Annotated in this window: 27 protein-coding genes; 7 read left to right on the top strand and 20 right to left on the bottom strand. The window is 37.1% G+C overall.

Annotated features, from left to right (window positions below):
• Nucleotides 1-157 precede the first annotated feature (157 nt).
• Nucleotides 158-1,159, bottom strand: a complete 1,002-nt coding sequence (locus GNT69_RS18640) for a TAXI family TRAP transporter solute-binding subunit (protein WP_203556491.1) — start codon at nucleotides 1,157-1,159, stop codon at nucleotides 158-160.
• 213 nt (nucleotides 1,160-1,372) lie between these two features.
• On the opposite strand from GNT69_RS18640, the gene GNT69_RS18635 reads away from it, so the two are divergent.
• From GNT69_RS18635 to GNT69_RS18625, 3 genes are all read left to right on the top strand, one after another.
• On the top strand, nucleotides 1,373-1,882 hold the full coding sequence (locus GNT69_RS18635; RefSeq protein ID WP_203556490.1) for a YjcG family protein: 510 nt from the start codon (nucleotides 1,373-1,375) through the stop codon (nucleotides 1,880-1,882).
• A 6-nt stretch (nucleotides 1,883-1,888) separates the two neighbouring features.
• The gene (locus GNT69_RS18630) at nucleotides 1,889-2,311 is read left to right on the top strand and encodes a GNAT family N-acetyltransferase (protein WP_203556489.1); all 423 of its coding nucleotides are present in this window, start codon (nucleotides 1,889-1,891) and stop codon (nucleotides 2,309-2,311) included.
• Between the two features lie 113 nt (nucleotides 2,312-2,424).
• Nucleotides 2,425-4,734, top strand: coding sequence for an ATP-dependent helicase (locus GNT69_RS18625; protein WP_203556488.1), 2,310 nt, complete (start codon nucleotides 2,425-2,427; stop codon nucleotides 4,732-4,734).
• An 18-nt stretch (nucleotides 4,735-4,752) separates the two neighbouring features.
• Here GNT69_RS18625 and spoVIF read toward each other — a convergent pair whose 3' ends face one another.
• The 7 genes from spoVIF to GNT69_RS18590 all read right to left on the bottom strand — a co-directional run bounded on the left by spoVIF (nucleotide 4,753) and on the right by GNT69_RS18590 (nucleotide 8,521).
• Nucleotides 4,753-5,007, bottom strand: a complete 255-nt coding sequence (spoVIF, locus tag GNT69_RS18620) for a sporulation-specific transcription regulator SpoVIF (protein ID WP_203556487.1) — start codon at nucleotides 5,005-5,007, stop codon at nucleotides 4,753-4,755.
• A 149-nt stretch (nucleotides 5,008-5,156) separates the two neighbouring features.
• The gene (locus GNT69_RS18615; protein ID WP_203556486.1) at nucleotides 5,157-5,288 is read right to left on the bottom strand and encodes a YjcZ family sporulation protein; all 132 of its coding nucleotides are present in this window, start codon (nucleotides 5,286-5,288) and stop codon (nucleotides 5,157-5,159) included.
• 104 nt (nucleotides 5,289-5,392) lie between these two features.
• Nucleotides 5,393-5,749: a stage V sporulation protein AE gene (spoVAE, locus tag GNT69_RS18610; protein WP_203556485.1), complete on the bottom strand. Its 357-nt coding sequence runs from the start codon at nucleotides 5,747-5,749 to the stop codon at nucleotides 5,393-5,395.
• A 65-nt stretch (nucleotides 5,750-5,814) separates the two neighbouring features.
• Nucleotides 5,815-6,831, bottom strand: coding sequence for a stage V sporulation protein AD (gene spoVAD / locus GNT69_RS18605; protein WP_203556484.1), 1,017 nt, complete (start codon nucleotides 6,829-6,831; stop codon nucleotides 5,815-5,817).
• A 14-nt stretch (nucleotides 6,832-6,845) separates the two neighbouring features.
• Complete coding sequence (spoVAC, locus tag GNT69_RS18600; protein WP_203556483.1) at nucleotides 6,846-7,352, bottom strand: stage V sporulation protein AC; 507 nt, start codon at nucleotides 7,350-7,352, stop codon at nucleotides 6,846-6,848.
• A gap of 19 nt (nucleotides 7,353-7,371) precedes the next feature.
• A complete protein-coding gene (locus GNT69_RS18595) occupies nucleotides 7,372-7,857 on the bottom strand; it encodes a YhcN/YlaJ family sporulation lipoprotein (protein ID WP_239094328.1) in 486 nt (161 codons plus the stop codon).
• 316 nt (nucleotides 7,858-8,173) lie between these two features.
• Nucleotides 8,174-8,521 carry a DUF1360 domain-containing protein gene (locus GNT69_RS18590; protein WP_203556482.1) on the bottom strand — a complete coding sequence of 116 codons (348 nt, stop codon included), beginning with the start codon at nucleotides 8,519-8,521 and terminating at the stop codon, nucleotides 8,174-8,176.
• Nucleotides 8,522-8,585: 64 nt separating this feature from the next.
• Between GNT69_RS18590 and GNT69_RS18585 the strand changes: the two genes are divergently transcribed.
• Nucleotides 8,586-9,104 carry a CotO family spore coat protein gene (locus GNT69_RS18585; protein WP_203556481.1) on the top strand — a complete coding sequence of 173 codons (519 nt, stop codon included), beginning with the start codon at nucleotides 8,586-8,588 and terminating at the stop codon, nucleotides 9,102-9,104.
• A 115-nt stretch (nucleotides 9,105-9,219) separates the two neighbouring features.
• Here GNT69_RS18585 and GNT69_RS18580 read toward each other — a convergent pair whose 3' ends face one another.
• From GNT69_RS18580 to GNT69_RS18540, 9 genes are all read right to left on the bottom strand, one after another.
• Entirely contained in the window at nucleotides 9,220-9,711 is a 492-nt protein-coding gene (locus GNT69_RS18580; protein WP_203556480.1) for a CotY/CotZ family spore coat protein, read from the bottom strand.
• A 198-nt stretch (nucleotides 9,712-9,909) separates the two neighbouring features.
• Complete coding sequence (locus GNT69_RS18575) at nucleotides 9,910-10,221, bottom strand: hypothetical protein (RefSeq protein WP_203556479.1); 312 nt, start codon at nucleotides 10,219-10,221, stop codon at nucleotides 9,910-9,912.
• 73 nt (nucleotides 10,222-10,294) lie between these two features.
• Complete coding sequence (locus GNT69_RS18570) at nucleotides 10,295-10,636, bottom strand: hypothetical protein (RefSeq protein WP_203556478.1); 342 nt, start codon at nucleotides 10,634-10,636, stop codon at nucleotides 10,295-10,297.
• Nucleotides 10,637-10,786: 150 nt separating this feature from the next.
• Nucleotides 10,787-11,554, bottom strand: a complete 768-nt coding sequence (gene fabI / locus GNT69_RS18565) for an enoyl-ACP reductase FabI (protein ID WP_203556477.1) — start codon at nucleotides 11,552-11,554, stop codon at nucleotides 10,787-10,789.
• A 114-nt stretch (nucleotides 11,555-11,668) separates the two neighbouring features.
• A complete protein-coding gene (gene mgtE, locus GNT69_RS18560; RefSeq protein WP_481747691.1) occupies nucleotides 11,669-13,027 on the bottom strand; it encodes a magnesium transporter in 1,359 nt (452 codons plus the stop codon).
• A 106-nt stretch (nucleotides 13,028-13,133) separates the two neighbouring features.
• Nucleotides 13,134-14,039 (bottom strand): RluA family pseudouridine synthase, encoded by a 906-nt coding sequence (locus GNT69_RS18555; protein ID WP_203556475.1) that lies wholly within the window; start codon nucleotides 14,037-14,039, stop codon nucleotides 13,134-13,136.
• A 22-nt stretch (nucleotides 14,040-14,061) separates the two neighbouring features.
• The gene (locus GNT69_RS18550) at nucleotides 14,062-14,859 is read right to left on the bottom strand and encodes an NAD kinase (RefSeq protein ID WP_203556474.1); all 798 of its coding nucleotides are present in this window, start codon (nucleotides 14,857-14,859) and stop codon (nucleotides 14,062-14,064) included.
• A 38-nt stretch (nucleotides 14,860-14,897) separates the two neighbouring features.
• Entirely contained in the window at nucleotides 14,898-15,536 is a 639-nt protein-coding gene (gene yjbM / locus GNT69_RS18545) for a GTP diphosphokinase (RefSeq protein ID WP_203556473.1), read from the bottom strand.
• A gap of 103 nt (nucleotides 15,537-15,639) precedes the next feature.
• Nucleotides 15,640-16,005 (bottom strand): UPF0738 family protein, encoded by a 366-nt coding sequence (locus GNT69_RS18540; RefSeq protein ID WP_203556472.1) that lies wholly within the window; start codon nucleotides 16,003-16,005, stop codon nucleotides 15,640-15,642.
• A gap of 127 nt (nucleotides 16,006-16,132) precedes the next feature.
• On the opposite strand from GNT69_RS18540, the gene GNT69_RS18535 reads away from it, so the two are divergent.
• The 3 genes from GNT69_RS18535 to GNT69_RS18525 all read left to right on the top strand — a co-directional run bounded on the left by GNT69_RS18535 (nucleotide 16,133) and on the right by GNT69_RS18525 (nucleotide 18,118).
• Nucleotides 16,133-16,732, top strand: a complete 600-nt coding sequence (locus GNT69_RS18535) for a CYTH domain-containing protein (RefSeq protein ID WP_203556471.1) — start codon at nucleotides 16,133-16,135, stop codon at nucleotides 16,730-16,732.
• A 103-nt stretch (nucleotides 16,733-16,835) separates the two neighbouring features.
• Nucleotides 16,836-17,240, top strand: coding sequence for a globin domain-containing protein (locus GNT69_RS18530; protein WP_203556470.1), 405 nt, complete (start codon nucleotides 16,836-16,838; stop codon nucleotides 17,238-17,240).
• Between the two features lie 41 nt (nucleotides 17,241-17,281).
• Nucleotides 17,282-18,118, top strand: a complete 837-nt coding sequence (locus GNT69_RS18525) for a ClpXP adapter SpxH family protein (RefSeq protein ID WP_203556602.1) — start codon at nucleotides 17,282-17,284, stop codon at nucleotides 18,116-18,118.
• 550 nt (nucleotides 18,119-18,668) lie between these two features.
• On the opposite strand, the gene pepF is transcribed toward GNT69_RS18525, so the two are convergent.
• The 3 genes from pepF to mecA form a co-directional block, all read right to left on the bottom strand.
• On the bottom strand, nucleotides 18,669-20,483 hold the full coding sequence (gene pepF / locus GNT69_RS18520) for an oligoendopeptidase F (RefSeq protein WP_203556469.1): 1,815 nt from the start codon (nucleotides 20,481-20,483) through the stop codon (nucleotides 18,669-18,671).
• Between the two features lie 175 nt (nucleotides 20,484-20,658).
• Nucleotides 20,659-21,855: a competence protein CoiA gene (locus tag GNT69_RS18515; protein WP_203556468.1), complete on the bottom strand. Its 1,197-nt coding sequence runs from the start codon at nucleotides 21,853-21,855 to the stop codon at nucleotides 20,659-20,661.
• Nucleotides 21,856-21,974: 119 nt separating this feature from the next.
• A complete protein-coding gene (gene mecA, locus GNT69_RS18510) occupies nucleotides 21,975-22,652 on the bottom strand; it encodes an adaptor protein MecA (protein ID WP_203556467.1) in 678 nt (225 codons plus the stop codon).
• Nucleotides 22,653-22,907 lie beyond the last annotated feature (255 nt).

Below are 22,907 nucleotides of genomic sequence, written 5' to 3'. Positions count from 1 at the left end.
AGAAAAAGGGGCATTTCTCAACATGAAGAAGAAAGACTCGTACGATCGATTCTAAAAAGCTTCGGAAGGATACAAAGATGTATTCCTTTTTAAGAATAATTGACCGGGCACAGAACCCCTATGAAAGGGTCTATGTCCGGTCATTTGGACTTTTTAATTATTCCGCCGTGATGCCTTTTTCATCAAAGTATTTTTGCGCACCAGGATGCACATCGATTCCTACACCAGTAAGAGCTCTTTCCACGTGAATTTCCTCTGCTTTCGCATGTGCCACTTTATCTAAGTTTTCAAAGATAGCCTTTGTCACATCATATACGACTTGCTCTGGTAGTTCAGAGCTGACAACTAGCATCGCTTGAACAGCAACTGTTGGCACTGCTTCGCTAAGTTTATAAGTGCCTGCTGGAACTTCATCCTTTATATAGTATGGATATTTTTCAATTAATTCTTCTGCTTTATCCGCCGCCACTGGAATGATCACGACTTTTTCTGTTGCAGATAGTTCTTCTACAGCACCTGTTGGTGTTCCAGCTGTAACGAATGCTGCATCAATACTACCATCTTTTAAGCTGTTAACCGACTCACTAAAGCTATTTTTTTGGTATTTAAGATCATCAAGTGTAATTCCATGAACTTCAAGAATTTGCACAGCATTAAACTCAGTACCTGAACCAGGAGCGCCAATCGATACTTTCTTTCCTTTTAAGTCTTCGACTGATTTAATGCCTGATTTTTCGGTTGTTACGATTTGAATCGTTTCTGGATATAATGTTCCAATCGCTTGAATATTATCAATTGCATTGCCTTCAAACATTAGCTTTCCTTCAGTTGCGTAGGAAGCAATATCTGTTTGTGTAAAGGCAATTTCACCTTTTCCGTCTTTAATAAATTGCATATTTTCTGCAGAGGCACCTGTTACCTCAGCATTTGTATCAATCCCTGTTTCATCAGAGACGAAATTTGCAAAAGCTCCACCTAACGGGTAATATGTACCACCTGTACCTCCAGTTAAGATACTCATGAATCGAGGCGCATCGTTAGTTGCATTGTCACCTTCGGTATCTGCTCCACCATTGTCATTACCGCCTCCACAGGCAGCAAGGAACATAGAAAGCACGAGAACAAACGCTGTCGTCAAAAGAAACTTTTTCTTTTTCAAATGTTAATCCCCCTTTTTATAATAAAGTCCCATGTTATTCTATCATATATTTTTTAGTAGATGTCAAATTAAACTATTTTCTTAAAAAAGTCACATTTTTGTACCTTGATGGAGCACCCTAAATTTTGTATTGTAACTCTTGAAAATTTGCTATAATAACGAGTAATAACAAATAATGAATTTTGAAAAGCTGAGCAAATAGGAGGTTATTAAATGAAATTTGGAATTGTAATGTTTCCTTCAAAAAAGATACAAGACTTTGCCAATTCATTTAGAAAACGGTATGATTCAAATTACAGTTTAATTCCACCTCACATTACATTGAAATCTGCTTTTAAAGCGACCGAAGGAGAAATTATCCCAATTTCGACGAAACTGCATGAAATAGTCAAACATTTCGACCCTATTGTAATTAAAATCTCAAAATTCAGTTCATTTGCTCCAGTAAACAATGTTATTTACCTAAAAATTGATCCGTGCGACAAGTTAAATAGTCTCCACTCGATGCTAAATTCAACCTTTGATGGAGGACCTGACTATAATTTTGCCCCCCATATTACAATCGGTCAAAAATTATCAGATGATGAACACTCTGATATTTACGGATCCCTTCGTATGAATAAGGTCCTTTTTGAAGAAACCATTGACCGAGTTCATCTTCTCTATCAATTAGAGAATGAATCATGGACCGTATATGAAACATTTCGACTCGGAAAGGAATAAACAGCCGTGAATGTAAAAGTTGTAACGAATGATCAAGAATTAAATGATGCTTTTTCGGTTAGAAAAACCGTCTTTGTTGGGGAACAAAATGTTCCGGAAGAAGAAGAAATTGACCAGTATGAGCAAGAGGCGACCCATTTTATTTTATATGCAAATGGAGAACCAGCTGGAGCCGGTCGGTTTCGCATCGTTGATGGCCTCGGCAAAATAGAACGTATTTGTGTCTTAAAGACCTTGCGGGGAACTGGAGCTGGCTCAGCACTTATGGCTGCAATTGAAAAACAGGCTCAAACAAAAGGAATACCGGCATTGAAACTAAATGCACAAACCCATGCAATTCCTTTTTACAGCAGACTTGGCTATGAAGTCATTTCAGAAGAATTCCTTGACGCTGGTATCCCTCATAAAACGATGAAGAAAAAGATTTAGGACCTTTTTGGTGAAGGTCCTTATTTCTTGTCTCCATTTCCCTTCTTTCGAAAATAACCTCATTCTGTTATCATTAATGCTGTTGAACTTTGAAGATAAAAGAGGAATTACAATTGAAAACCGCCTTATATAACAATACATTCATTCATTTAGCAACGATTCAACGTGAGGATTATCAGAAACTATATGAGGATGGCAAAAAAGGACTGCTTATTTGTACATCTTGTAGAAAACCTGTTCGTTTCTACCTTGGTATTGCTAAAAATCCTCATTTCTTTCATCATCTCAATACAGAGTCGATTTGTGAAGATCCGCCACTTGATTTATCACAATCTCAAGAAAGCAATTATATTGAGAAACACGGTTTTCGTCTTCCTACCTCTCGGTCCATTTCAATAGAGGAACCTAAAAGTCCATTTAAAACTTCACAACCAATCAACATTAAGCACAAATTTACTCAACAGAAGATTAGCGCACGGACTGCTGGGGAAAATTATCTTACCGAACTGAAGGAAGCAGGAATAAACTTTGATGCGAATCAAGAACAAGCCGTCATCGATATAGATGGACCTTTATTAGTCCTTGCAGGAGCTGGAAGCGGAAAAACGCGTGTACTTACAGCAAGAACTGCGTTTTTATTAGTGGAAGAAAAGGCAGTCGCAAACGAAATTATGCTTGTTACCTTTACAGCAAAGGCAGCAGCGGAAATGAAAAAAAGACTCATTGGATACCCCAACATAAATGGGGAAATGGTTAATAGAATTGTCTCAGGGACATTCCATAGTATCTTTTATAAAATTTTGCTGTTTCACCAACGCGAACGATGGTCTAGTGAACAATTATTAAACAAAGACTGGCAACGGGAGCAAATATTAAAGGAAGCGGGCAGAAATTTACATCTAGATGAGAAGGAATTCGCTTATGATTTGGCATTGCAACAAATTGGTTATTGGAAAAATACGATGCAGTTCCCAGACCAGGTTAAACCGGCAAGTAGTTGGGAAGAAAAGGTAGCGTTGTTATATCGTCATTATGAAAAAGCAAAGGAAAATAACAGCCTGTTTGATTTTGACGATATGCTGATTGGGTGTCACCGCTTATTCTTGGAAAACTCCCAATTACTAACTCGATACCAACAACGTTTTAACTATTTTCTAATTGATGAATTCCAAGATATTAACAAAATACAATATGAATTAATAAAGATGTTATCAGCTCAGACAAAAAACATTTGTGCCGTTGGTGATGATGATCAGTCGATTTATGCTTTTAGGGGGAGTGACCCTACTTATCTCCTCCAATTTGAGCAGGATTTTCCTGGAAGCAAAAAAATTATCCTAACCGAAAACTATCGGTCACCACATGAAATTGTTGATACAGCCAATACGATTATCTCTGTAAATCAACAAAGGTATAAAAAGAAAATGAATGCCCAATACGCTTTAAATGCACAACCAATGCTTTTTTACCCCTATAACGAAGAAGAAGAAGCGACAATGATTCTTACGGATATCCAAGCGAAAATTGAAAATGGAGCTCGTCCAAAAGATTTTGCGATTCTGTTCCGGACAAATACGACTGCACGCGCTATGTTTGAACGCCTCGCTTCCTCTAGCCTTCCATTTAAAATGGATTTAGGGTTTGACTCCTTTTATCAACGTTTCATCGTGAAATCGATGCTTGCCTACTTAAAATTGAGCCTTGATGAGGATGATTCGGAAGCGGTAAGGACGATTCTTCCCTCTTTATTTTTAAAACAGTCCATTTACCGGGATATTCAAGCAGAAAGCATTTTAAACGATTGTACCATGCTTGAAGCATTCACCTTTATAAAAACAGGCTTTTCTTTTCAAGAGCAGAAGTTAAGGAAGCTTGCTTCGAAAGTTCGTTCAATCGCTTCTCTCCCTCCGTTAGAGGCGATTGAACGAGTGGAAAAAGACCTTGGATTTTTGGATTTTATTAAAAAGCGGGGAAATGAAGGAAATCAGTGGGATAAAGGTTCAGATGATATTCGCGACCTCAAAGTGGTTGCCCGTAATTTTAAACGCATTTCAGAACTAGTTGATCATTCCGTCCATATGAATGCAATGAACATAGAAATGAAACAACTAGGGAAAAACGTGGATGATGCGATTATTTTAAGTACAATCCATCGCGCAAAAGGACTTGAGTATCCTTCTGTTTATGTTCTCGGTGTAGTTGACGGTAGCCTTCCACATGATTATGCACTCGATGCCTATCGTAATGGAAGTATACAGCCTCTAGAGGAAGAAAGGCGCCTTTTATATGTTGCGATTACACGTGCTATGGAGCAAGTTTTTCTTTCCGTACCGGAATATCGTAGACTTCGAAAAGCAAATTCTTCTCGTTTCTTATCGATCCTAAAAAAAGAAAGGCCGAAACAAAAAACCGAAAGGAGCTAAAATGAGCTCCTTTCAGTGTTATTTTTTATTAAGCATTTTTGAGATTTCATTAAAATCTAACTGCTTTCCGTCCTTCACAATTGAATCAACAATTTTATCTTCCATTTCCTGTGATACAGGTTTGTTGGCAATTTGTGAAACACGGCGAATGACCCCGCGAACCGTTCTTTCATCACTAAAATTTGCATTTTGCAAAGAATTAGCCAGATCAAAAATATCTTTCATATTTACGCCAGTTTTCTTTTCAATATTTTTAAAAAACTGATTATCCATTTAGTCATCACGCCCCTTCTTGAACTACTTTATCCTATGAAAAAGATAAAAAATGGTGAAAACAAAGAAGTTTTTCCTCGAATTAAAACCGGATCATTGTCCAAAAAAAATCGTCCCCCTTGTTTGAGGGGACGATTTTTTCCTACTAATTAATAGAAGCAGCTGCAACCTACGATAATTAACAAAATGAACAATACGACGATTAACACGAAAGGAGATCCTCCGTAACCTGCGCCGTAGCCATAGCCTGCACCATAGCCGCCAAAGCAACCGAAGCCCATATACTGTCACCTCACTTTTCCCTTAGTTAATAGTAATATATGTGAGGTGTTCAAAATGTGTATAGGCAAGCTCCTATGTAGCAGGAGATTGCTGTCCATTTCCTTTAACCTTTAGGTTTAAATAATAAAGCTCCAACAAAAGCAAAAACGACAGCAGCGGAAATACCTGAACTTGTTATTTCAAACATTCCAGTCAACACTCCAACTAAGCCATGTTTATCTGCTTCCTGTAGAGCACCATTCACGAGTGAATTTCCAAAGCTTGTTATCGGAATCGTTGCTCCTGCTCCAGCAAAATCAATGAGTGGATCATATATACCAAATCCTCCAAGAATAGCTCCGATTACGACAAGCATACTCATCGTGTGAGCTGGAGTTAATTTTACGACATCAAACATGATCTGTCCTAATACGCATATAAGTCCTCCGACAACAAAGGCCCAAAAAAACATCGCTAACATGTTTATCCCTCCTTATCCAATGAGTTGGTAGTAATACCGAAATTTGGAAAATATAAAGAGAATGTTTAAGGATGTACCTCAATCGATACCGCATGGGCAATACAAGGAATGCTTTCCTTCTGTTGAAAACTTAATGGAGATAATAACGCCCCTGTCGCAACTAGAAGAATCCGTTCATACGTTCCTTTTCTCATTTCATTCAACAGATGGCCATAAAGCACTGTTGCCGAGCAACCTGCACCACTTCCGCCAGCTTGCACTTCTTGGTCTTCCTGATAAATCATTAAGCCACAGTCTTGGAACTGTTGCGAATCGACTTTTAAGCCCTCCTTTTGTAAAAGCTCTAAAGTAATTGGGCGCCCAATTTTAGCCAAATCACCTGTCACAATTAGATCATAATAAGATGGATCTAACTGCATATCAGTAAAATGAGCAATAATTGTATCCGCCGCGGCTGGTGCCATTGCGCCCCCCATATTAAAAGGATCAGATAATCCCATATCAACCACTTTTCCGATGGTTGCAGAAGTCGTCACAAGTTTCCCTTGTTTATCTTCATTGTCTGATAAAACGGCAGCACCCGCTCCCGTCACTGTCCACTGCGCTGTTGGCGGCTTTTGACTCCCATATTCTGTTGGATAACGAAACTGCTTCTCAATGGCAGCATTATGACTTGATGAAGCTGTTACCACTTTTTTAGCCCCCTGATTATTAATGACAAAGGAAGCAAGGGCAAGTCCTTCCATGGAAGTAGAACAGGCACCGAACAATCCAAAATAAGGAATCCCAAATGTTCTAGCAGCAAAGCTTGATGGAGTAATTTGGTTAACTAAATCTCCTGCAAATAAAAAATCAACATCATCACCAGTAATATTTGCTTTCTGAATAGCAGTGTCAATCGCTTCTTCCAATAGCACAGTATGTGCTTTTTCATAAGAATCTTTTCCCATCCATAAATCATCATGAAGGATGTCGAAATCAGCAGCCAATTTCCCCCTTGCTTCATACGGCCCTCCGACAGCAGCTGAGGCTTCAATTACTGGTTGGTTGGCAAATGTCCATGTTTGTTTACCGCTCAACATAAGAATGGTCCCTCCTAAAGCTTCCTGTGTACTGCAGATACATTTTCAGCATTACAGAACCCCCCGATTTGAAGTAAAGTTTTGATGAGTGCAACAACAAAAGCGGAAAACACCCCAAATAAAATGACTGAACCCGCAAGTTTGAACATATTCCCACCTACGCCTAAGACAAAACCTTCTGTACGATGTTCAATTGCCGCCGAAATCACTGAATTCCCAAAGCCAGTAATTGGGACAGCACTCCCTGCGCCGGCAAACTGACCGATGCGATCATAAACACCAAATCCTGTTAAAAGCATCGCGAAGAATATCATTGTTGCTACCGTAGGGTTACCAGCTGTTTGCTCTGTAAAATGAAAAAAGTAAATATAAAAATAAGTGACAGCTTGACCGATTAGACAAATCGTTCCACCGACAAAAAAAGCCTTAATACAATTTTTTAAAACAGGCCTTTTCAATTCATGTTTCTGTTCAATCTTTTCATATCGTCTTTGTTCAGGACTTTTTTGCTTTTTAGCCAAAACTTTTCCTCCTTCCTACTTAAGTTAACTCCTTTTTAAATTTAATAATTTTTTTAAGTCTATTTTCAGCGTCTTCTTGTGAAAAGTTAGGGTCCTTCATTTTATCTTTCAGCTCAATTGCTTCAATAAATATTTTGAAATCACTAGATACGACAAAGTTTTCTTTCGGGTAATTCTTTTCGAGCTTGTCTGTTATCTCCTTTTCGATTTTTTTCATATGAAACCGCTGCATATGCTTCACTTTATAAGCGACAAGAATTTCATCCTTTCCTTTTATGACAGCAACATCATATAGGTGGGGGAGTTGTTGGATATCATGCTTAATTCTTTCTGCAAGTTCATGATTTTTGCCATATTTATCTTCTACTGCTATCGGATCCGGGTTCACTGACTGAATCATCGACATTCGACTCTCTTCAGACGTTTTTCCTAAGCCACATCCGCTCACTGCGATAAACAAGAGCATGACTACCATTGCTCGAAAAAAACTGTTTAATATTCCCATATTCATTCCCCTTCTATGTATTTTTAAATTTTTTGGTAAATATATTTTTTACGTCGGCAATCCAAATTATTAGCAATTTGAAAAAAAATAACTTTCCAGTTTTTACAAAAAAACTGCCCCAATATTGAGACAGCCGAATCCTCATTTATTTTTTACCTTTTTTACTTTTTTAATTCCTCCGCACCCACAGCCTTTTTTACGATTTGATGTGGTGTTTATCGGGCGTCGTTCTGTTTTTGCCCTTCCGCTTTTTTTCATCCTATTTTCTCCTTTTCCTTTTTTAGTACTTTATGCATACTGATAAAGGCTTGGTTGTTTATTCGCCTATCCATTTACTCACAACAGTCTCAATGATGCCGGCAACTGCTGCGATTGCTAGTAAGATTATTAGCGGGATACTGATAACAGGGAGAAAAAGATAACCTAAAAGAAGCAGCATGCTCACCCAGATTCCTGTACACCAATAACAATTTAAAGCCTCACCAATCCATCTTCGCATTCCCTTGTTTTTTGGTACAAGATAGATGTCTTCCCCTTCTTTCACTTCATCAAAAAATGGCGAGCGAATAAATTCAGTAATCTTATCGAAAACAAGCAATCTTGTAAGCCTAAACGAAGCTAAACCGATGATAAAAATAACTTCGATACCTATCCCCAAAAACATATCATCACTCCTCAGTGACTAGTGCATAAATTAAAATGAAACGAAAAGTTAGGAGGGATCTTTTTTGTCTGTAAAAAAATTGAATCATAAACCAATGCTTTATATTCATACTCCAATCACACAATTTCCTGATATTATTGTGCAAAATCGCTACTCAGTTCGGGAAGAAATCAAAAATAAAAAAACGGAAGAGAATCTACAATTATCCAAAAATGGGCAAACAAAACAAATAAATGATCTAACCTCTTCAGATGAAAGCAAAAACATACCAGCTAATCCAGAAAAAATTGATTTAGAGGAATTGTCTTTAAACCCTTTTGATACAACTAGACGAAAACATTTTTCAATGAGCAGAGTGAAGAATTTTAAAGACATGGATATTTCAGAAAAACTAGTTTACTTAGAAAATTTTCCAGCTCAATTAAAACCTGTTTCTTGCCTGTATTTCACAGAAATAACAACGTACGCAGGGGTTCTTTTAAGCCATTCAGAAGAGGAAATTGAGATTATGCTCCCGAATAAAACGAAAACCAGTTTAAATAAAGGGGATTTACAAGATATTAAAATGCTTGGATTTCACTAAACCTTTTATCATCCTAGCCCATTAAATCGGCTAGGATTTTTCATTTGGATAAAAAATCCCCCTATAACACTTGGAATCCTAGTGTTATAGGGGGAATGCAGTAAACTACATTCCTTTAGCAAAGATCAAGGTATACATCTTCAATACACTGAATCGCGCAGAAGCAAGAAAGATCAACCGTTACACAATCATGTGTAGCTTCGAAATCCTCAACTAGGCACACTTTGCTCAAATCAATGCAGCATTTGTCTTTCTTATCTCCAGTAAGATCCACTGGATAATCATCGTCACCTAATGGTTTTAATACCCTTAATGTTGCGCAGCAGTTATCAAATACTTCTTCAACACGGAAGTAAATGGATACACAAGCATCTTCGCACCCTTTAAAGAAAGCATGGAATGGTGTCCCATCCACATCCTTTAGAACGAATACACGAGTATTTACCTTATTTTTCGCTTGAGGGCGAATTGCACCAAGGGGTTCAGCAAAACAGTTTGATCCACAAGAAAAATCATCCTGAATGTTTTCTTGAATATCTAATATCGCGCGGACTACATCACAAACACAACCGTTTTTTGCGTGTCCGGTCTTTTTTCCACAACCCATAAATTTTTCCTCCTTTACTTTCTTGGTTATTTACACTATTAAGATATTTTAGAAAGGGCATTTGGGTGTCGGACAAAAGCCCGTTTTCCTTAAATTAGGCTGTATTCATCATGAAACCGATATTTTAATCGTCTTAAAACAAAAATAAACCAGGCTGTTAACATAGTAACAACCTGGTCATCCGCTAAAAATTTTGGATTACAGTCTCTTTGTTAAGTCTGAAGACACTTTGGAATCTTTAATCGCATCGCCTGACCCACTAAGAATAGGAAGTTGCAAACCAGTAGTGGCAGCTGCAGGAAGGGCAATTGGTACTTTAATTGGAACATTGATTGGGACGATTAAAGAGTTTCTGCCTGCGATGATGACATTCTTAAAATCACCACTTGCATCTGCATTCGTTTTAGCAGTTGGTTTCGAATATTGTCCAGTATTATTTACAGCGTCAATTGCTGGTGCCGTTCTTCTTCTTCTTCTTCTGTCGGTTTTTCCCCATCTACTTTGTAACATATAGAAACACTCTCCTTTTTTAAAATTTTGTGCATTGGAGATCAAAACGAGTGTCGACAGTTAGCGAAAAGTCCTAATCCTCTTCGGTCCCCTCACCGCTACCCGTGTAGTGAATGTCTTGGAGGTCTATATCTAGAAGGTGGTGTCCATTAACAGTTAGTTTTAATGTGCCATTTTCAATATTCGTTTCTATTTTTGGAAAAACCCTTTGACCTTCGAAGATTTTCCCGATAACAGGCAAATTACCTAAGTTTTCAGAAAGGATTCCCATTACGCCATTCATATTTGAATTTACGGTATTTAGTACTTTGTTTACTTGTTCTTCTGATAATGGTTGTGATTCATCGGATGATGGATAAGCTTTGCCATTAATATAAATGGTAAAGGGCATCTTATTTTTACTATCTTCACCCATTCGACTTCACCTCCTTTGCACCTACTATAGTATATAGGATTAGTGACCAAGCTGTTTCCGCATCTACCTTAAGCCGTTAACACATTTTTCAAAAGAATAGTCCCAAATTAAAAAACTCGTTAGGCATTTGCCTAACGAGTTTTTATCGAATTAAACAATATGGAAACCACAATCAACATGAATATTTTCTCCCGTAATCCCTCTAGAGAGATCACTAAATAAAAATAAAGCCGTATCGCCTACTTCTTCTGGAGTTGTATTCCTGCGAAGAGGTGCTCTTTTTTCAATTTCATTTAAAATCAAATTAAAATCACTAATTCCTTTTGCTGATAAAGTACGAATTGGACCAGCAGAAATTGAATTTACCCGGATCGAATCTTTACCAAGGTCCTTTGCCAAATAGCGCACGCTAGCGTCTAATGATGCTTTCGCTACCCCCATAACATTGTAATTCTCGATTGCCCGTTCTCCCCCTATATAGGTTAGCGTAACAATACTCGCACCTTCAGTCATGATTTTCCTAGCTTCTTTAGCCACAGCAGTAAGCGAATATGAGCTAATATTATGCGCGATTAGAAACCCATCACGTGTAACATTTAAATAATCTCCATCCAATTCTTCTTTATTCGCAAACGCAATGCAGTGGGCCACACCTTGAATTGTTCCGACCGCTTCTTTAATTTTGGAAAAACAGGCAGCGATGTCTTCATCTTCCGTTACATCACAAGGTAGGACAAGAAAGTTTTCATCCAATGAATGGGCAAGATCAGCTACATTCTTTTCTAACCTTTCACCTGCGTATGTAAAAATTAGATTCGCACCTGCACGATGAAGAGATTGGGCAATCCCCCATGCAATACTTCGTTTATTGGCTACGCCCATTATGACGAAATTTTTTCCTTCCAATGATAAAACCATTTATCCATCCTCCTGTTAACACATGTTATTAGCACCTAGTACTAATATTACAATAAAGTACAAGCTTTGAAAAGAGGAAGATATCCCTAAGGTTATCCCCGCACTGCTTCGTCTTCACATTGTCAGATAGCTCATAGAAGCTGTAGCAATTCCGAAGTAAATAAGAATTGAAATGATATCATTAATCGTCGTTATAAACGGTCCTGAGGCTACAGCTGGGTCAATTTTTAGACGGTGCATAATTAAAGGAACAAGCGCGCCAGCTAGAGTTGCAACAATTAAGGTAATAAAAATCGAGACTCCAACAAGTGCTCCAAGGAAGAAATCTCCTTTCCAAAAATAAATAACAAAGGTAATGACAGTCCCACATATGAATCCTGTAATAAATCCAGTCCCAGCTTCCCTAACAATAATTTTAAACTTATTATCATTTTCTAAATCACCTGTAGCAATCCCACGAACTGCAACTGCAAGGGCTTGTGTACCAGTATTTCCTGCCATTCCAGCAATAAGCGGAATAAATACCGCGAGAATAGCTACTTGATTTAACGTTTCTTCAAATCTCCCAATTAAACTGGCTGTGAACATCCCGAGAAAGAGAAGAATAATTAACCAAGGTAAACGTTTCTTTGCTGCAGTTAATGAATTTTGATCAATTGTATCTAAATCAGCAATCCCAGCTAATTTAGAATAGTCATCAGATGCCTCTTCTTCCATAACGTCCATTACATCATCAACGGTAATAATTCCTAAAAGGTGATTTTGAAAATCAATAACTGGAAGAGCAAGAAAATTATAATCACGCATCATTCTTGCTACTTCTTCCTGATCCTCCCCGACGGAAACAGTAACAACTCGATCATACATAATTTCTGAAATCATAACATCATCATCACTTACAATCAAATCACGTAAAGAAAGCACTCCAACTAAATGTTTCTCCTTATCAATCACATAAACATAGTAAATCGTTTCGGCCCTTGGTGCTTCCTTTTTCAAAATGTGCATTGCAGACCGGACTGTTTGATTCGCAACAATCGCGATATATTCAGTTGTCATTATACTTCCGGCTGTATACTCTTCATAATGAAGCAAGCCCTTAATTTCTTGCGCGGCCTCTTTATCCATAATTGTTAAATAACTAACAACTTGATTTTTATCTAATTCATTTAATACATCAACCGCATCGTCGGCATACATTTGTGACAGCATATCCGCTGCATAATCGGGATTCATCCCCGCAAATACATCCCGATATTCATCTTTACCAACTTCTAGGTTTTCAAACAAGTCAGCCATTTCCTCTGGAGAAAGAAAATTGTACACTTTAAGCCGTTCTTCCTCGGTTAATTCCTTAAAAAAAGTTGCTTGTTCGTATGGATGTAAGGCGAGAAATTCATTCCGAAACAACTCAATCTTTTCACTTTGAATAGATTCTAGCAACAACTCTTTATTGATATACTGCCGTTGCATCGGTTCTTGATTGAATTCAGTCATTTCATTTCCCCCTTTTAATAGAATATATTTATCTACATTTAGTAAATCCTATTTTTTCACCGTTTAGCTTCAAACAGCAAGCCTAAATCGGCTTGCTGTTTTTCAAAATATTTTCTATGTCAGATGGCAATGGTGCGAAAAAATTCATCTTCTCCTGTAACACCGGATGAATAAATTCAAGTTCACGACAGTGGAGCGCCTGTCTTTTAATTAATTCCGTTTTGCCACCATATAGATCATCCCCAAGCAGTGGATGGTTTAAGTAAGATAAATGCACACGAATTTGGTGAGTTCTTCCTGTAATTAAGCGAAGTTCTAAATAACTAAATTTTTCAAATTCGCTAATCACCCTGTAATATGTACATGCATACTGTCCATTAGGATTAACTACCCGTTCAATGATACTATTGCTTTTTCTGGCAATCGGTTCCTCAATTTTTCCGCACTCTAAGTCAAAAATCCCCTCGACTAAAGCCTCGTAAATACGGCTTATCTGATTCTCTTTTTGCTGCATGCTCAGCAAATGGTGAATATGCCGATGTTTCGCAATTAACACAATTCCAGATGTATCTCGATCTAAGCGAGTAACAATATGGGTCGTTGCATAAATTCCTGATTGCTTATAATAACCAAGTAAGCCATTTGCTAAACTTCCGGTTGGATGTTCTCTTGAAGGAATTGTATTCATTCCCGCAGGTTTATTTACTACCAACAAAAATTCATCTTCATACAAAATATGAAGAAAAAAATCTTCTACAATCATGGCTGCTGGTGGTTCTTCAGTAGGGAAATATATTTCAATCCAATCTGCTTCTTTTAAATGATACCGAACGGTTACCTCTTTCCCATTAACGAAGAGAGCGCCACCTTTAAATTTCACATCAGTTATCGCAGACTTAGATAAATCTTGTTCACGAAGGAACTCCCTTAACTGTTTTCCATGATCAGATTTTTTTACGGTCCAATTTAATTTAAAGCGTTTGTCCATAAACCTCACCCTAGGATCTATTTTATTGATCGGTTATGAATGAATCATGAACTCTTTTCCAAAATGGGAAAGGTCTAAAGCGCGCAAAACGGATCTTTTCATTGGCCACGCGAAATTGAATTGACTTTACATCCTTATGCAATAAAGTAAGATGGTCGATCGTCAACTGAAAATCATTTCTGCTTACGGGTTTGAGCATCAATGTATGATGTGCTGGTAAAATAAGCGGGGAACCGACTGTTCTAAAAACTCGATTATTTATCGAAGCCATTTCTGTAAGCTGAATTGCGGAAAGTGACGGATGCAATATGCCGCCCCCTAAAGCCTTGTTATAAGCGGTACTGCCTGAGGGAGTCGATACACATAATCCATCTCCTCTAAACCGTTCAAAATGTTGACCGCTTATCTCCACGTCCTTAACAAGAGTCCCTTCAACAGATTTAACTGTTGATTCGTTCAGTGCCAAATATCTTGTTTCTCGACCTCCATGCTGATACCGGATGATCACTTCCAGAAGGGGATATTCGACAACTTGATAAGGAGTTTTAGCAATTGCAATCACTAGCTTTTCAATTTCCTCAGGTACCCAGTCCGCATAAAATCCCAAATGGCCGGTATGGACCCCAACAAAAGCAGTTTTATCAAGTCGACTGCTGTAACGGTGAAAGGCATATAGTAACGTTCCATCTCCCCCAACGGATATACAAATATCAGGCTGGTCCTCATCATATTGCAGACCAAAGTCTTGTAAGTAGGTTCTCATTTTATGCATAAGGGTATTTGATCGAGCATCCCCCTTAGAAGTTATTGCAAATTTCATCAACCAAACCTCGCTTTATTAGATGCAGCCTGGCATCTTCATTTTTCATCGTCTTGCTGCTGTTCTTTCTTGCGAGAAAAGAACACTTGCGCATCATGAATTTCATCTCTAATTTTTGACATTTCCTCATCTAATAGAAATGCTGCCTCAGCTGCTCGCTTTAGTCGCAGCTGAATATCCACGGGAAATTGGCCTTTATATTTATAATTTAATGAATGTTCAATGGTTGCCCAAAAATTCATAGCAAGTGTGCGAATTTGAATCTCAGCTAAAATTTTCTTTTCCCCACCAATAGTTTGAACGGGATACATAATAACCACATGGTACGAACGATATCCACTCGCCTTTTTATGGGAGATATAATCCCTTTCTTCAATAATTTCAAAATCATTTCGAGTGCGAAGTAGTTCAACAACAGGCTTTATATCATCCACGAATTGACACATAATACGCAACCCCGCGATATCTTGCATTTCTGATTCTAGTTTGTCCAACGGAATCCCTTTTTGATTTGCTTTATCTAAAATGCTTGCAACAGGCTTTACTCTTCCAGTTACAAATTCAATCGGAGAACGATCTGTTTGCTGTTCGTATTGATTACGCATTCCTTTAAATTTAATTTTTAATTCTTCAACCGCCTGTTTATATGGTTCAAGAAAATGTTCCCAATGCTTCAAATATCACTCACCTCATCCGATCTATATTTATAGCCAAGGTGCTAGGGGAGCACTAGGTTTACGAGACAGATCTCCTCGCAAATTTTACGGATGAGCATTGGTATCAGAAGATCCTTTCTACCTGATGAACCATCTCTTCTCCGTAATTACTGTTTCCTTTTATATTTTCAATTAAATAAGTCATTTCTTCTTTTAATTGCCGTAAGCGTATACGCCCCTGTTTATTAACTACATAAACTTCAATGGTTGAATGAAGCGCTTCTTTTATTAAGGCCCAATGTTCAACAGGAATAACTACGTACGAATATTCACTTTCGAATTCCACTAGATATACAAAAGCAAGTTGATCAGAGTCGACTAGCATTTGTCCTGAAGCTTTTATCTTGCTTAAATCAATATTTTCATCGATAAATAAATGTAGTTCTTCACCTTTAATCTCTGCTCGTCTTACACTTAATCTCTGTTTCATAAATATTTCCACCCTTCAATAATCCTTTATCATTTTATCATATGGCGATATACTTTTCCTATTAATTATTGCTTATCATAAATAAAGAGATAATCGATAAATAACACATACAGAAAGGAAAAAATGAATGTCACAGCATATCGAAATTGAGTTTAAAAACCTTCTTACAAAGAAAGAATTTGATCATTTGAAACTTGTTTTATCTTTTAGTGAACAAGACTTCAGGAAACAAGCAAATCATTACTTCGATACTCAAAACTTTCAATTAAAGAAATTAGGTTGCGCACTAAGAATTAGAGAAAAAATAAACAAGTATGAATTAACGTTAAAGCAACAAGCTAAAATTGGTTTACTTGAAACGAATCAGACCATTTCCGTAATAGAAGCAAATACTATGATGGAGGAAGGAACAATTCCTAGCGGACCAGTAGCTAATGCCTTATTAAAAATGTTCTCCAATAAAGATGAGGTTTTAATCTATTTTGGAACATTAGTCACAAACCGAGCAGAGAAAACGTACAAAGACGGAATAATCGTCCTAGACCACAGCATTTATTTAAATACAGAAGACTTTGAATTGGAATATGAAGTTGAGGACGAAAAAAAAGGGAAAGACATCTTTCACCAACTCCTCAACCAACATCATATCCCAGTTAGAAAAACGGATAATAAAATTATGAGGTTTTATCAAGCTAAAAAACGGAAACTCCCTGATAAAGAGCGTTAAATTAAATGGTAGGAAAAGCATGTCAAAGCTGTTTGTTTGAGATATGACTTTAGCATTGGTAAAATATAAATCATAAACTAAACTAAAAAAGGAGTTTTCTCTCATGGTCGAGAATAAGCAAATTCCGTTCGAAGCCATCGGCGAAGGTATGCTGTATCAGCTAGTAGACGCTTTCTACCGCCGTGTAGCTCAGCATCCTGATTTAGCTCCTATTTTTCCTGATGACTTATCGGAAACTGCCCGTAAACAAAAGCAGTTTTTCACCCAGTATTTAGGCGGACCGCCTTTATATACTCAAGAACACGGACATCCAATGCTAAGAGCGCGACACCTCCAATTTGAAATTACACCAACTAGAGGAGATGCCTGGCTATCATGTATGAAAGAAGCAATGGATGAGGTCGGATTAAGTGGTCCAATTAGAGAAGACTTCTATGCACGGCTCGTCTTTACTGCCCAGCACATGATTAATACTCCAGAAGATGGTGAGAAAGGTGATCGTCCTTGATTTGGAAACGCGATGAACTATTAAGCGAAAGCTCGTCCCGAATGTTTCAAGGTAATGAGAAAAAACCGCTGGAAATATATACATTTGTCGATCCCATTTGTCCTGAATGCTGGGCACTAGAACCAATAATGAAAAAATTGCAAATTGAATACGGAAAGTATTTTTCACTTCGTCATGTTTTGAGTGGAAGACTAACAACACTTAATTTGGGAAGAAAAAAACAATATGAGAGCATCGCTGAACTTTGGAAAAAAACGGCAAGTCGCACAGGAATGTCCTGTGATGGGAACCTTTGGTTTGAAAATCCAATCTCTTCTCCCCATCTTGCCTCAATTGCAGTAAAGTCAGCTGAATTGCAGGGGAGAAAGAAAGGAATTCAGTTTCTGCGCAAACTTCAAGAATTAATTTTTTTAGAGAGACAAAACATTACAAATCTTGATGTGTTAAAATCATGTGCACGAAGCATTGATTTAGACATAGAGGAATTCCTGTCTGACATTCATTCCGATAGTGCAGCAAAGGCCTTCCAGTGTGATATGAAGATAACATCTGAAATGGAAGTGCAAGAAATTCCAACCCTTGTGTTCTTCAACTCCAATGTGGAAGATGAAGGCATTAAAATATCAGGTACGTATCCATATGAAGTGTATGTACAAATTATTGAAGAAATGCTTCCTATTAAACCAGAACCGTCTTCTCCCCCACCATTAGAGGACTTTCTAAAATATTATAAAACGGTTGCTTCTAAAGAGGTTGCTGTCGTTTATAATCTGTCCCTTCCTAAAGCAGAACGGGAATTGAAAAAGCTGCAATTAAAACAAAAAGTAGAACAATTACCTGCAAAACACGGAATATTTTGGCGATATAATGAAGGATAAACTTGATGTTTTTTCTGGACCTTCCATAGTCACTAACAAAGAAGTTGAGTCAAAATGAAAAAGACCCTGCAGCAACGGGCTACAGGGTCTTTTTCTATATAATACGAACAAAGGGGATGGGAGAAATTTTTCACGGTCAAACAAAGGGGTAAATGTTTGCTTGTGATCAACTTCACGTCATTAATATATCACGGATACATTTGTTAAACAATATGTTTGCTTATTATTTCACAATATCGCCATATTTCCCTCATATTTGATCGATTCGAAACATATTTATAATAGTAAGAAGTCTAGTCCACAAGGGACCTTTTTCAGGAAGTTAGGAGCGGCATAATGAAAAAATATGTGACTTGGAGTTTAATCATTCTATCCATTGTTTTTTCTTTTTTTCTCCATCTTTTAGCTTTAATGAACATTGTTCCGCTAATAATTAGCAGTCCAATCCTGTTTTTATCATTACTAGTGTGTTTAGCCTTTTTAAATAACCATCGACGCTTTAAGGGATTTTAAAAAAACAGGATAAGCATTTGCCTATCCTGTTTTTTTATTAAGATAACAGCGACTCCATTTCATTCAACTTTTCCTCAAATACTTTACAAGCATCTTCAATCGGTTTTGAATTCGTCATATCCACTCCAGCTTTTTTCAATACTTCTATAGGGTAATCAGAGCTTCCTGCCCTAAGATAATCGATGTAACGGTTTACTGCAGGCTCCCCTTCTTCCAGAATTTGTTTACTTAATGCTGTAGCCGCACTGTATCCTGTTGCATATTGATAAACATAGTAATTATAATAAAAATGTGGAATTCGCGACCACTCTAATCCAATTTCTTCATCAATAATGATATCTTCTTCACCGAAATATTTCTTGTTTAGCGCATAATAATCTTTCGTTAAAGAGTCAGCAGTTAACGCTTGATTATTTTGTACTTGCTGATGAATTAGATGCTCAAATTCTGCAAACATCGTTTGTCTGAATACTGTTCCTCTAAATCCTTCAAGGTAATGATTTAATAAGTACAAGCGTTTTTGTTCATCATTAATTGATTTCAACAAATAGTCGTTTAACAACGCTTCATTACATGTAGAAGCTACTTCCGCTACAAAAATAGAATAATCACCATATGCATACGGTTGTGTCTCCCTTGTATAATAGCTATGCAGTGAATGACCTAACTCATGAGCCAGTGTAAATAAATTATTCACATTATCTTGCCAGTTCATAAGAATGTATGGATTTGTACCATATGCTCCAGAAGAATAAGCTCCACTACGCTTCCCTTTATTTTCATGAACATCAACCCATCGATTTTCAAAGCCTTCCTTTAACAATTCAATATATTCTTGCCCCATAGGTGCTAACCCTTTAAGAATGAGTTCTTTCGCTTCACCGTATGGAATTTCCATTTTTACATCTTTAACTAATGGTGTATATAGATCATACATATGAAGTTTATCTACGCCTAACACTTTCCTGCGAAGCTTTATATACCTGTGTAACAGATGAAGATTGTCATTAATCGTTTCAACTAAATTCTCATAAACGCTCTCAGGAATATTATTCGCTGCTAACGCTGCATGTCTTGAAGAGTCGTATTTTCGAACTCTAGCATTAAAATTATTTTTTTTAATATTTCCACTTAAAGTGCTGGCAAAGGTATTGCGAAACTTTCCATAAGTCTCGTAAACTCCTTTGAAAGCATCTTCGCGAACACGTCTGTCCTCGCTTTCGAGAAAACGAATAAAACGACCATGTGTAATTTCTACATCTTCCCCATTTTCATCTTTTATCGTTGGGAATGCCAAATCTGCGTTGTTTAACATTCCAAATGTATTAGCTGGAGAACTCATAACTTCTGAGGCCTCCGCTAAAAGCGCCTCTTGTTCGGCAGATAAAACATGTGGACGTTGAAGGTTAATTTCTTCAAGTGCATGTTCATACATCTTTAACTCGCTATTGGCTAAAAAGCCTTTCAACTTCTGTTCATCGATCGTTAATAGTTCAGGAACAATGAACGCCAGCGCGCTCCCAGCTTGTGAATAAAGATTACTGATTCGATCATTCATCCCTTGATAAAAAGAATTTGTTGTATCTTGATCATATCTCATATGCGCATATGTATATAGTTTTCCTAGCCGTTCTAGGAGTTTATCCTGATATTGAAGGACTTGAAGCAATATTTCTGCACTTTCACCAAGTTTCCCTTGAAAGTCTTGAATGGCTGGTAACAGCTCTTTCACTTCTTTAAACTCCTGCTCCCATTGATCATCACTTTCAAATATATCTTCAAGTCTCCACGTATCCTCAACAGGAACTTCGTCTCTTGTTGGCAGCTTTTTAACTTTTCCCTCGTTTGTCATGCTCATCCTCCATTCATTATTTCGGTCTACGAAAAATAGTCTATCATGTTTTATGTTCTATAAATGAATAAAAAGTCCTGCTTATTTACTAAGATTCCCATTAATGACGATAATCATTTCATTATATTATATTTACCTATGATTTATGTTCCATCTGATCACCAGCAAATACTGGTCATAAAGATTCGTAAATCATTTTTTCATTATTATGATAAAATTGTTTTTCATTTTCTACCTGTCCCTCAGTATTTAATGGGATTTTAAATGGGCGGTTCATGGCATACCTGTTTTCGTCTATTTGCGTTAAAATATCCATTTTTACTAGGAGATATAAATACTCTCGGATCGCAAGTTCGTAACTTCCATGGTCAACTAGTGGAAACTGACGTATTTTTATTTCTTGCTTATTCATTCTTATCAAAAATGCGTGATAAATGTTTGAATAGGAAAAAATATTGCCAGTTTTCAAATGACGGAGAATATCTAAATAAAGAAAGGTCTGCCATACTAGCGGAGAAGTTTCAATGAAGGGCGATGATCGAACTGGTAAGCCAATTTCTGAAGGAAACGTGAGCAGATTTAAACCGTTTTTATAAAGGGTTTCGAGAAATGTCCGCTGAGAAAAGTCTGGATAGCTGTAATAACTTGTTTTTAACTTTTGAAGTTCATGAATCCAACAACTGAGTGGAAGCCTTTTTAGTGGGACTAGATGAAGCAATTGATAGATATCTATCTCGTATTTCGGGAGAATTGTCATTGAGGCCAAAACTTTTTTAGGTGAAATCGGTAGGAGATCATGCAGGAAAATGAACTGGTTGACATCTGGACAATAGGCAATGACAAACCACCTCGTATCTTGCCTTCTTAAAAATAAATACTGAAAATGGTTAAATGAGAAGAGATTAGAGGCCAATCTATTTATTTGATTCCCACCTATAATCCAAATCGGCGTAATCCTATTTGATTGATAACCCTCCGTTCGATTAATGAACAGTTCTTCTCGAATCGGGGAACATTGAAATTCGATTGAAAACAACTGACGATTCCATTCAAAGGCAATATCAGCTCTTTGTTTACACGTATGAAAGTATTGTTCAAGCTGAGCTTTCGTTGTTCTTTTATTTAACCACTGATAAAGTTGGAGTTTTCCTGATAAATGATAACTTGATTCTCTATCATATTTTGAAGGACAGTTTGATCCCTTCTGATGCGAAAAATGCCATATTCTCTTATCACCCAACTTTAAGACAACTCTTTCTCTGCATTCTGGACAAAAAAATTCCTCCTTTTTTCGTGATTGAACTAACTCATCCTTATCGAAATGATCGCCTAAGGAAAGTTTCTCGCCGTTCTTTCTACAGGCAACTAACATAAATCTACCACCTTTCTTTCCTACTATTCGCCGCTCAACCGAAAAAAACCTTTAAGAAAAAAATAAAAAGCTTACTTCTAAATGTAGAAGCAAGCTTTACTTTTTTCAGTTTATTTTATTTAGAAATGTTTTCTTAATGTTTGGAAAACATCCTCATCAAGTATTTTATTCCCATATTCTTCAATACGATGATTAGTCATGTTTGACTCCATTCCATATTCAAGAAAAATGCTCAAATAATCATCGATCTCTTCTTCATCTTCCTCTTCAAAGTCGGAGAAATCGATAAGCAGATAGTATCTTCCCTCATAACTATACATGCTCGTCTTTATCACATCTAGCTCGGTCCTTTTGGATAGAGCGATTAAATCTTCCAAGTCTTTAAAGACAAGCAGGAATTGAAGTTGATCCATAAAGGATGATTGTGTATCCCTCATCCCTTGCTGTCCTTTAGGGTTGAAATTTTGATCCAGCATTTCTTCAATTTGTTCATCAACAGGAAAATCGGCTAACTTCTCATCAGAAATCGGGAGTTCGAACTTTTGCCCATCCTTACTTACCTGAGTTTTTGTAACCAATACCTCCAACCCTTTTTCAAGAGCTTGAACTTGAATCCATAATGGTCCTTCAACAACAAATTCAGCCTCATGATGAACCTCATCCATCATTTCCCAAAAGAGTTCTTCACTACGTTCGCGGTTGTACCAAATTTCTTCGCGGTCAAACCCTCTTTCTTCTATATCAATATACGAAATATAAAACTTGACCGTATTATCATTGATTCGCTCAATTTCCATTCATTTTCTCTCCCTTCCAGGCAGGAATTGAAGGGACTAAATACCCCCGCAAGACTATTCAAACACTCCCAACACAACTATTAAAACATATGGCAATTAAGTCTATTCTAGGATAGCCATAGTGGCAATCTTGTACCACTATTTTATGATAAAATAATAAAAATGGGAAACAAAAACACACCCAATTTTAAAAGTGGCTAATGCCTAAAATTTTGTTCATTAATCACGAATAACACTAATAGCAGGATGATTCCT

Origin of the sequence: Bacillus sp. B15-48 (assembly GCF_016879755.1) — a bacterium.
GTDB lineage: Bacteria > Bacillota > Bacilli > Bacillales > Cytobacillaceae > Mesobacillus_B.
The sequence above is the reverse complement of the archived record's forward strand: the minus strand, read 5'-3'. Positions and strand labels throughout refer to the sequence as shown.

Bases quoted from the DNA above. Each gene is read 5' to 3' on its own strand.
- GNT69_RS18615 (WP_203556486.1), bottom strand. From the start codon at position 5,288: ATGGGCTTCGGTTGCTTTGGCGGCTATGGTGCAGGCTATGGCTACGGC.
- GNT69_RS18590 (WP_203556482.1), bottom strand. From the start codon at position 8,521: ATGTTTTTGGGGATAGGTATCGAAGTTATTTTTATCATCGGTTTAGCT.
- GNT69_RS18515 (WP_203556468.1), bottom strand. From the start codon at position 21,855: ATGTTAGTTGCCTGTAGAAAGAACGGCGAGAAACTTTCCTTAGGCGAT.
- GNT69_RS18635 (WP_203556490.1), top strand. From the start codon at position 1,373: ATGAAATTTGGAATTGTAATGTTTCCTTCAAAAAAGATACAAGACTTT.
- GNT69_RS18525 (WP_203556602.1), top strand. From the start codon at position 17,282: ATGTTTCAAGGTAATGAGAAAAAACCGCTGGAAATATATACATTTGTC.
- spoVAD (WP_203556484.1), bottom strand. From the start codon at position 6,831: ATGTTGAGCGGTAAACAAACATGGACATTTGCCAACCAACCAGTAATT.
- GNT69_RS18575 (WP_203556479.1), bottom strand. From the start codon at position 10,221: ATGTTACAAAGTAGATGGGGAAAAACCGACAGAAGAAGAAGAAGAAGA.
- GNT69_RS18595 (WP_239094328.1), bottom strand. From the start codon at position 7,857: ATGGGAATATTAAACAGTTTTTTTCGAGCAATGGTAGTCATGCTCTTG.
- GNT69_RS18540 (WP_203556472.1), bottom strand. From the start codon at position 16,005: ATGAAACAGAGATTAAGTGTAAGACGAGCAGAGATTAAAGGTGAAGAA.
- GNT69_RS18535 (WP_203556471.1), top strand. From the start codon at position 16,133: ATGTCACAGCATATCGAAATTGAGTTTAAAAACCTTCTTACAAAGAAA.
- GNT69_RS18570 (WP_203556478.1), bottom strand. From the start codon at position 10,636: ATGGGTGAAGATAGTAAAAATAAGATGCCCTTTACCATTTATATTAAT.
- GNT69_RS18530 (WP_203556470.1), top strand. From the start codon at position 16,836: ATGGTCGAGAATAAGCAAATTCCGTTCGAAGCCATCGGCGAAGGTATG.
- GNT69_RS18555 (WP_203556475.1), bottom strand. From the start codon at position 14,039: ATGGACAAACGCTTTAAATTAAATTGGACCGTAAAAAAATCTGATCAT.
- mgtE (WP_481747691.1), bottom strand. From the start codon at position 13,027: ATGCAACGGCAGTATATCAATAAAGAGTTGTTGCTAGAATCTATTCAA.
- spoVAE (WP_203556485.1), bottom strand. From the start codon at position 5,749: ATGTTAGCGATGTTTTTTTGGGCCTTTGTTGTCGGAGGACTTATATGC.
- spoVIF (WP_203556487.1), bottom strand. From the start codon at position 5,007: ATGGATAATCAGTTTTTTAAAAATATTGAAAAGAAAACTGGCGTAAAT.
- GNT69_RS18580 (WP_203556480.1), bottom strand. From the start codon at position 9,711: ATGGGTTGTGGAAAAAAGACCGGACACGCAAAAAACGGTTGTGTTTGT.
- GNT69_RS18550 (WP_203556474.1), bottom strand. From the start codon at position 14,859: ATGAAATTTGCAATAACTTCTAAGGGGGATGCTCGATCAAATACCCTT.
- mecA (WP_203556467.1), bottom strand. From the start codon at position 22,652: ATGGAAATTGAGCGAATCAATGATAATACGGTCAAGTTTTATATTTCG.
- fabI (WP_203556477.1), bottom strand. From the start codon at position 11,554: ATGGTTTTATCATTGGAAGGAAAAAATTTCGTCATAATGGGCGTAGCC.
- pepF (WP_203556469.1), bottom strand. From the start codon at position 20,483: ATGACAAACGAGGGAAAAGTTAAAAAGCTGCCAACAAGAGACGAAGTT.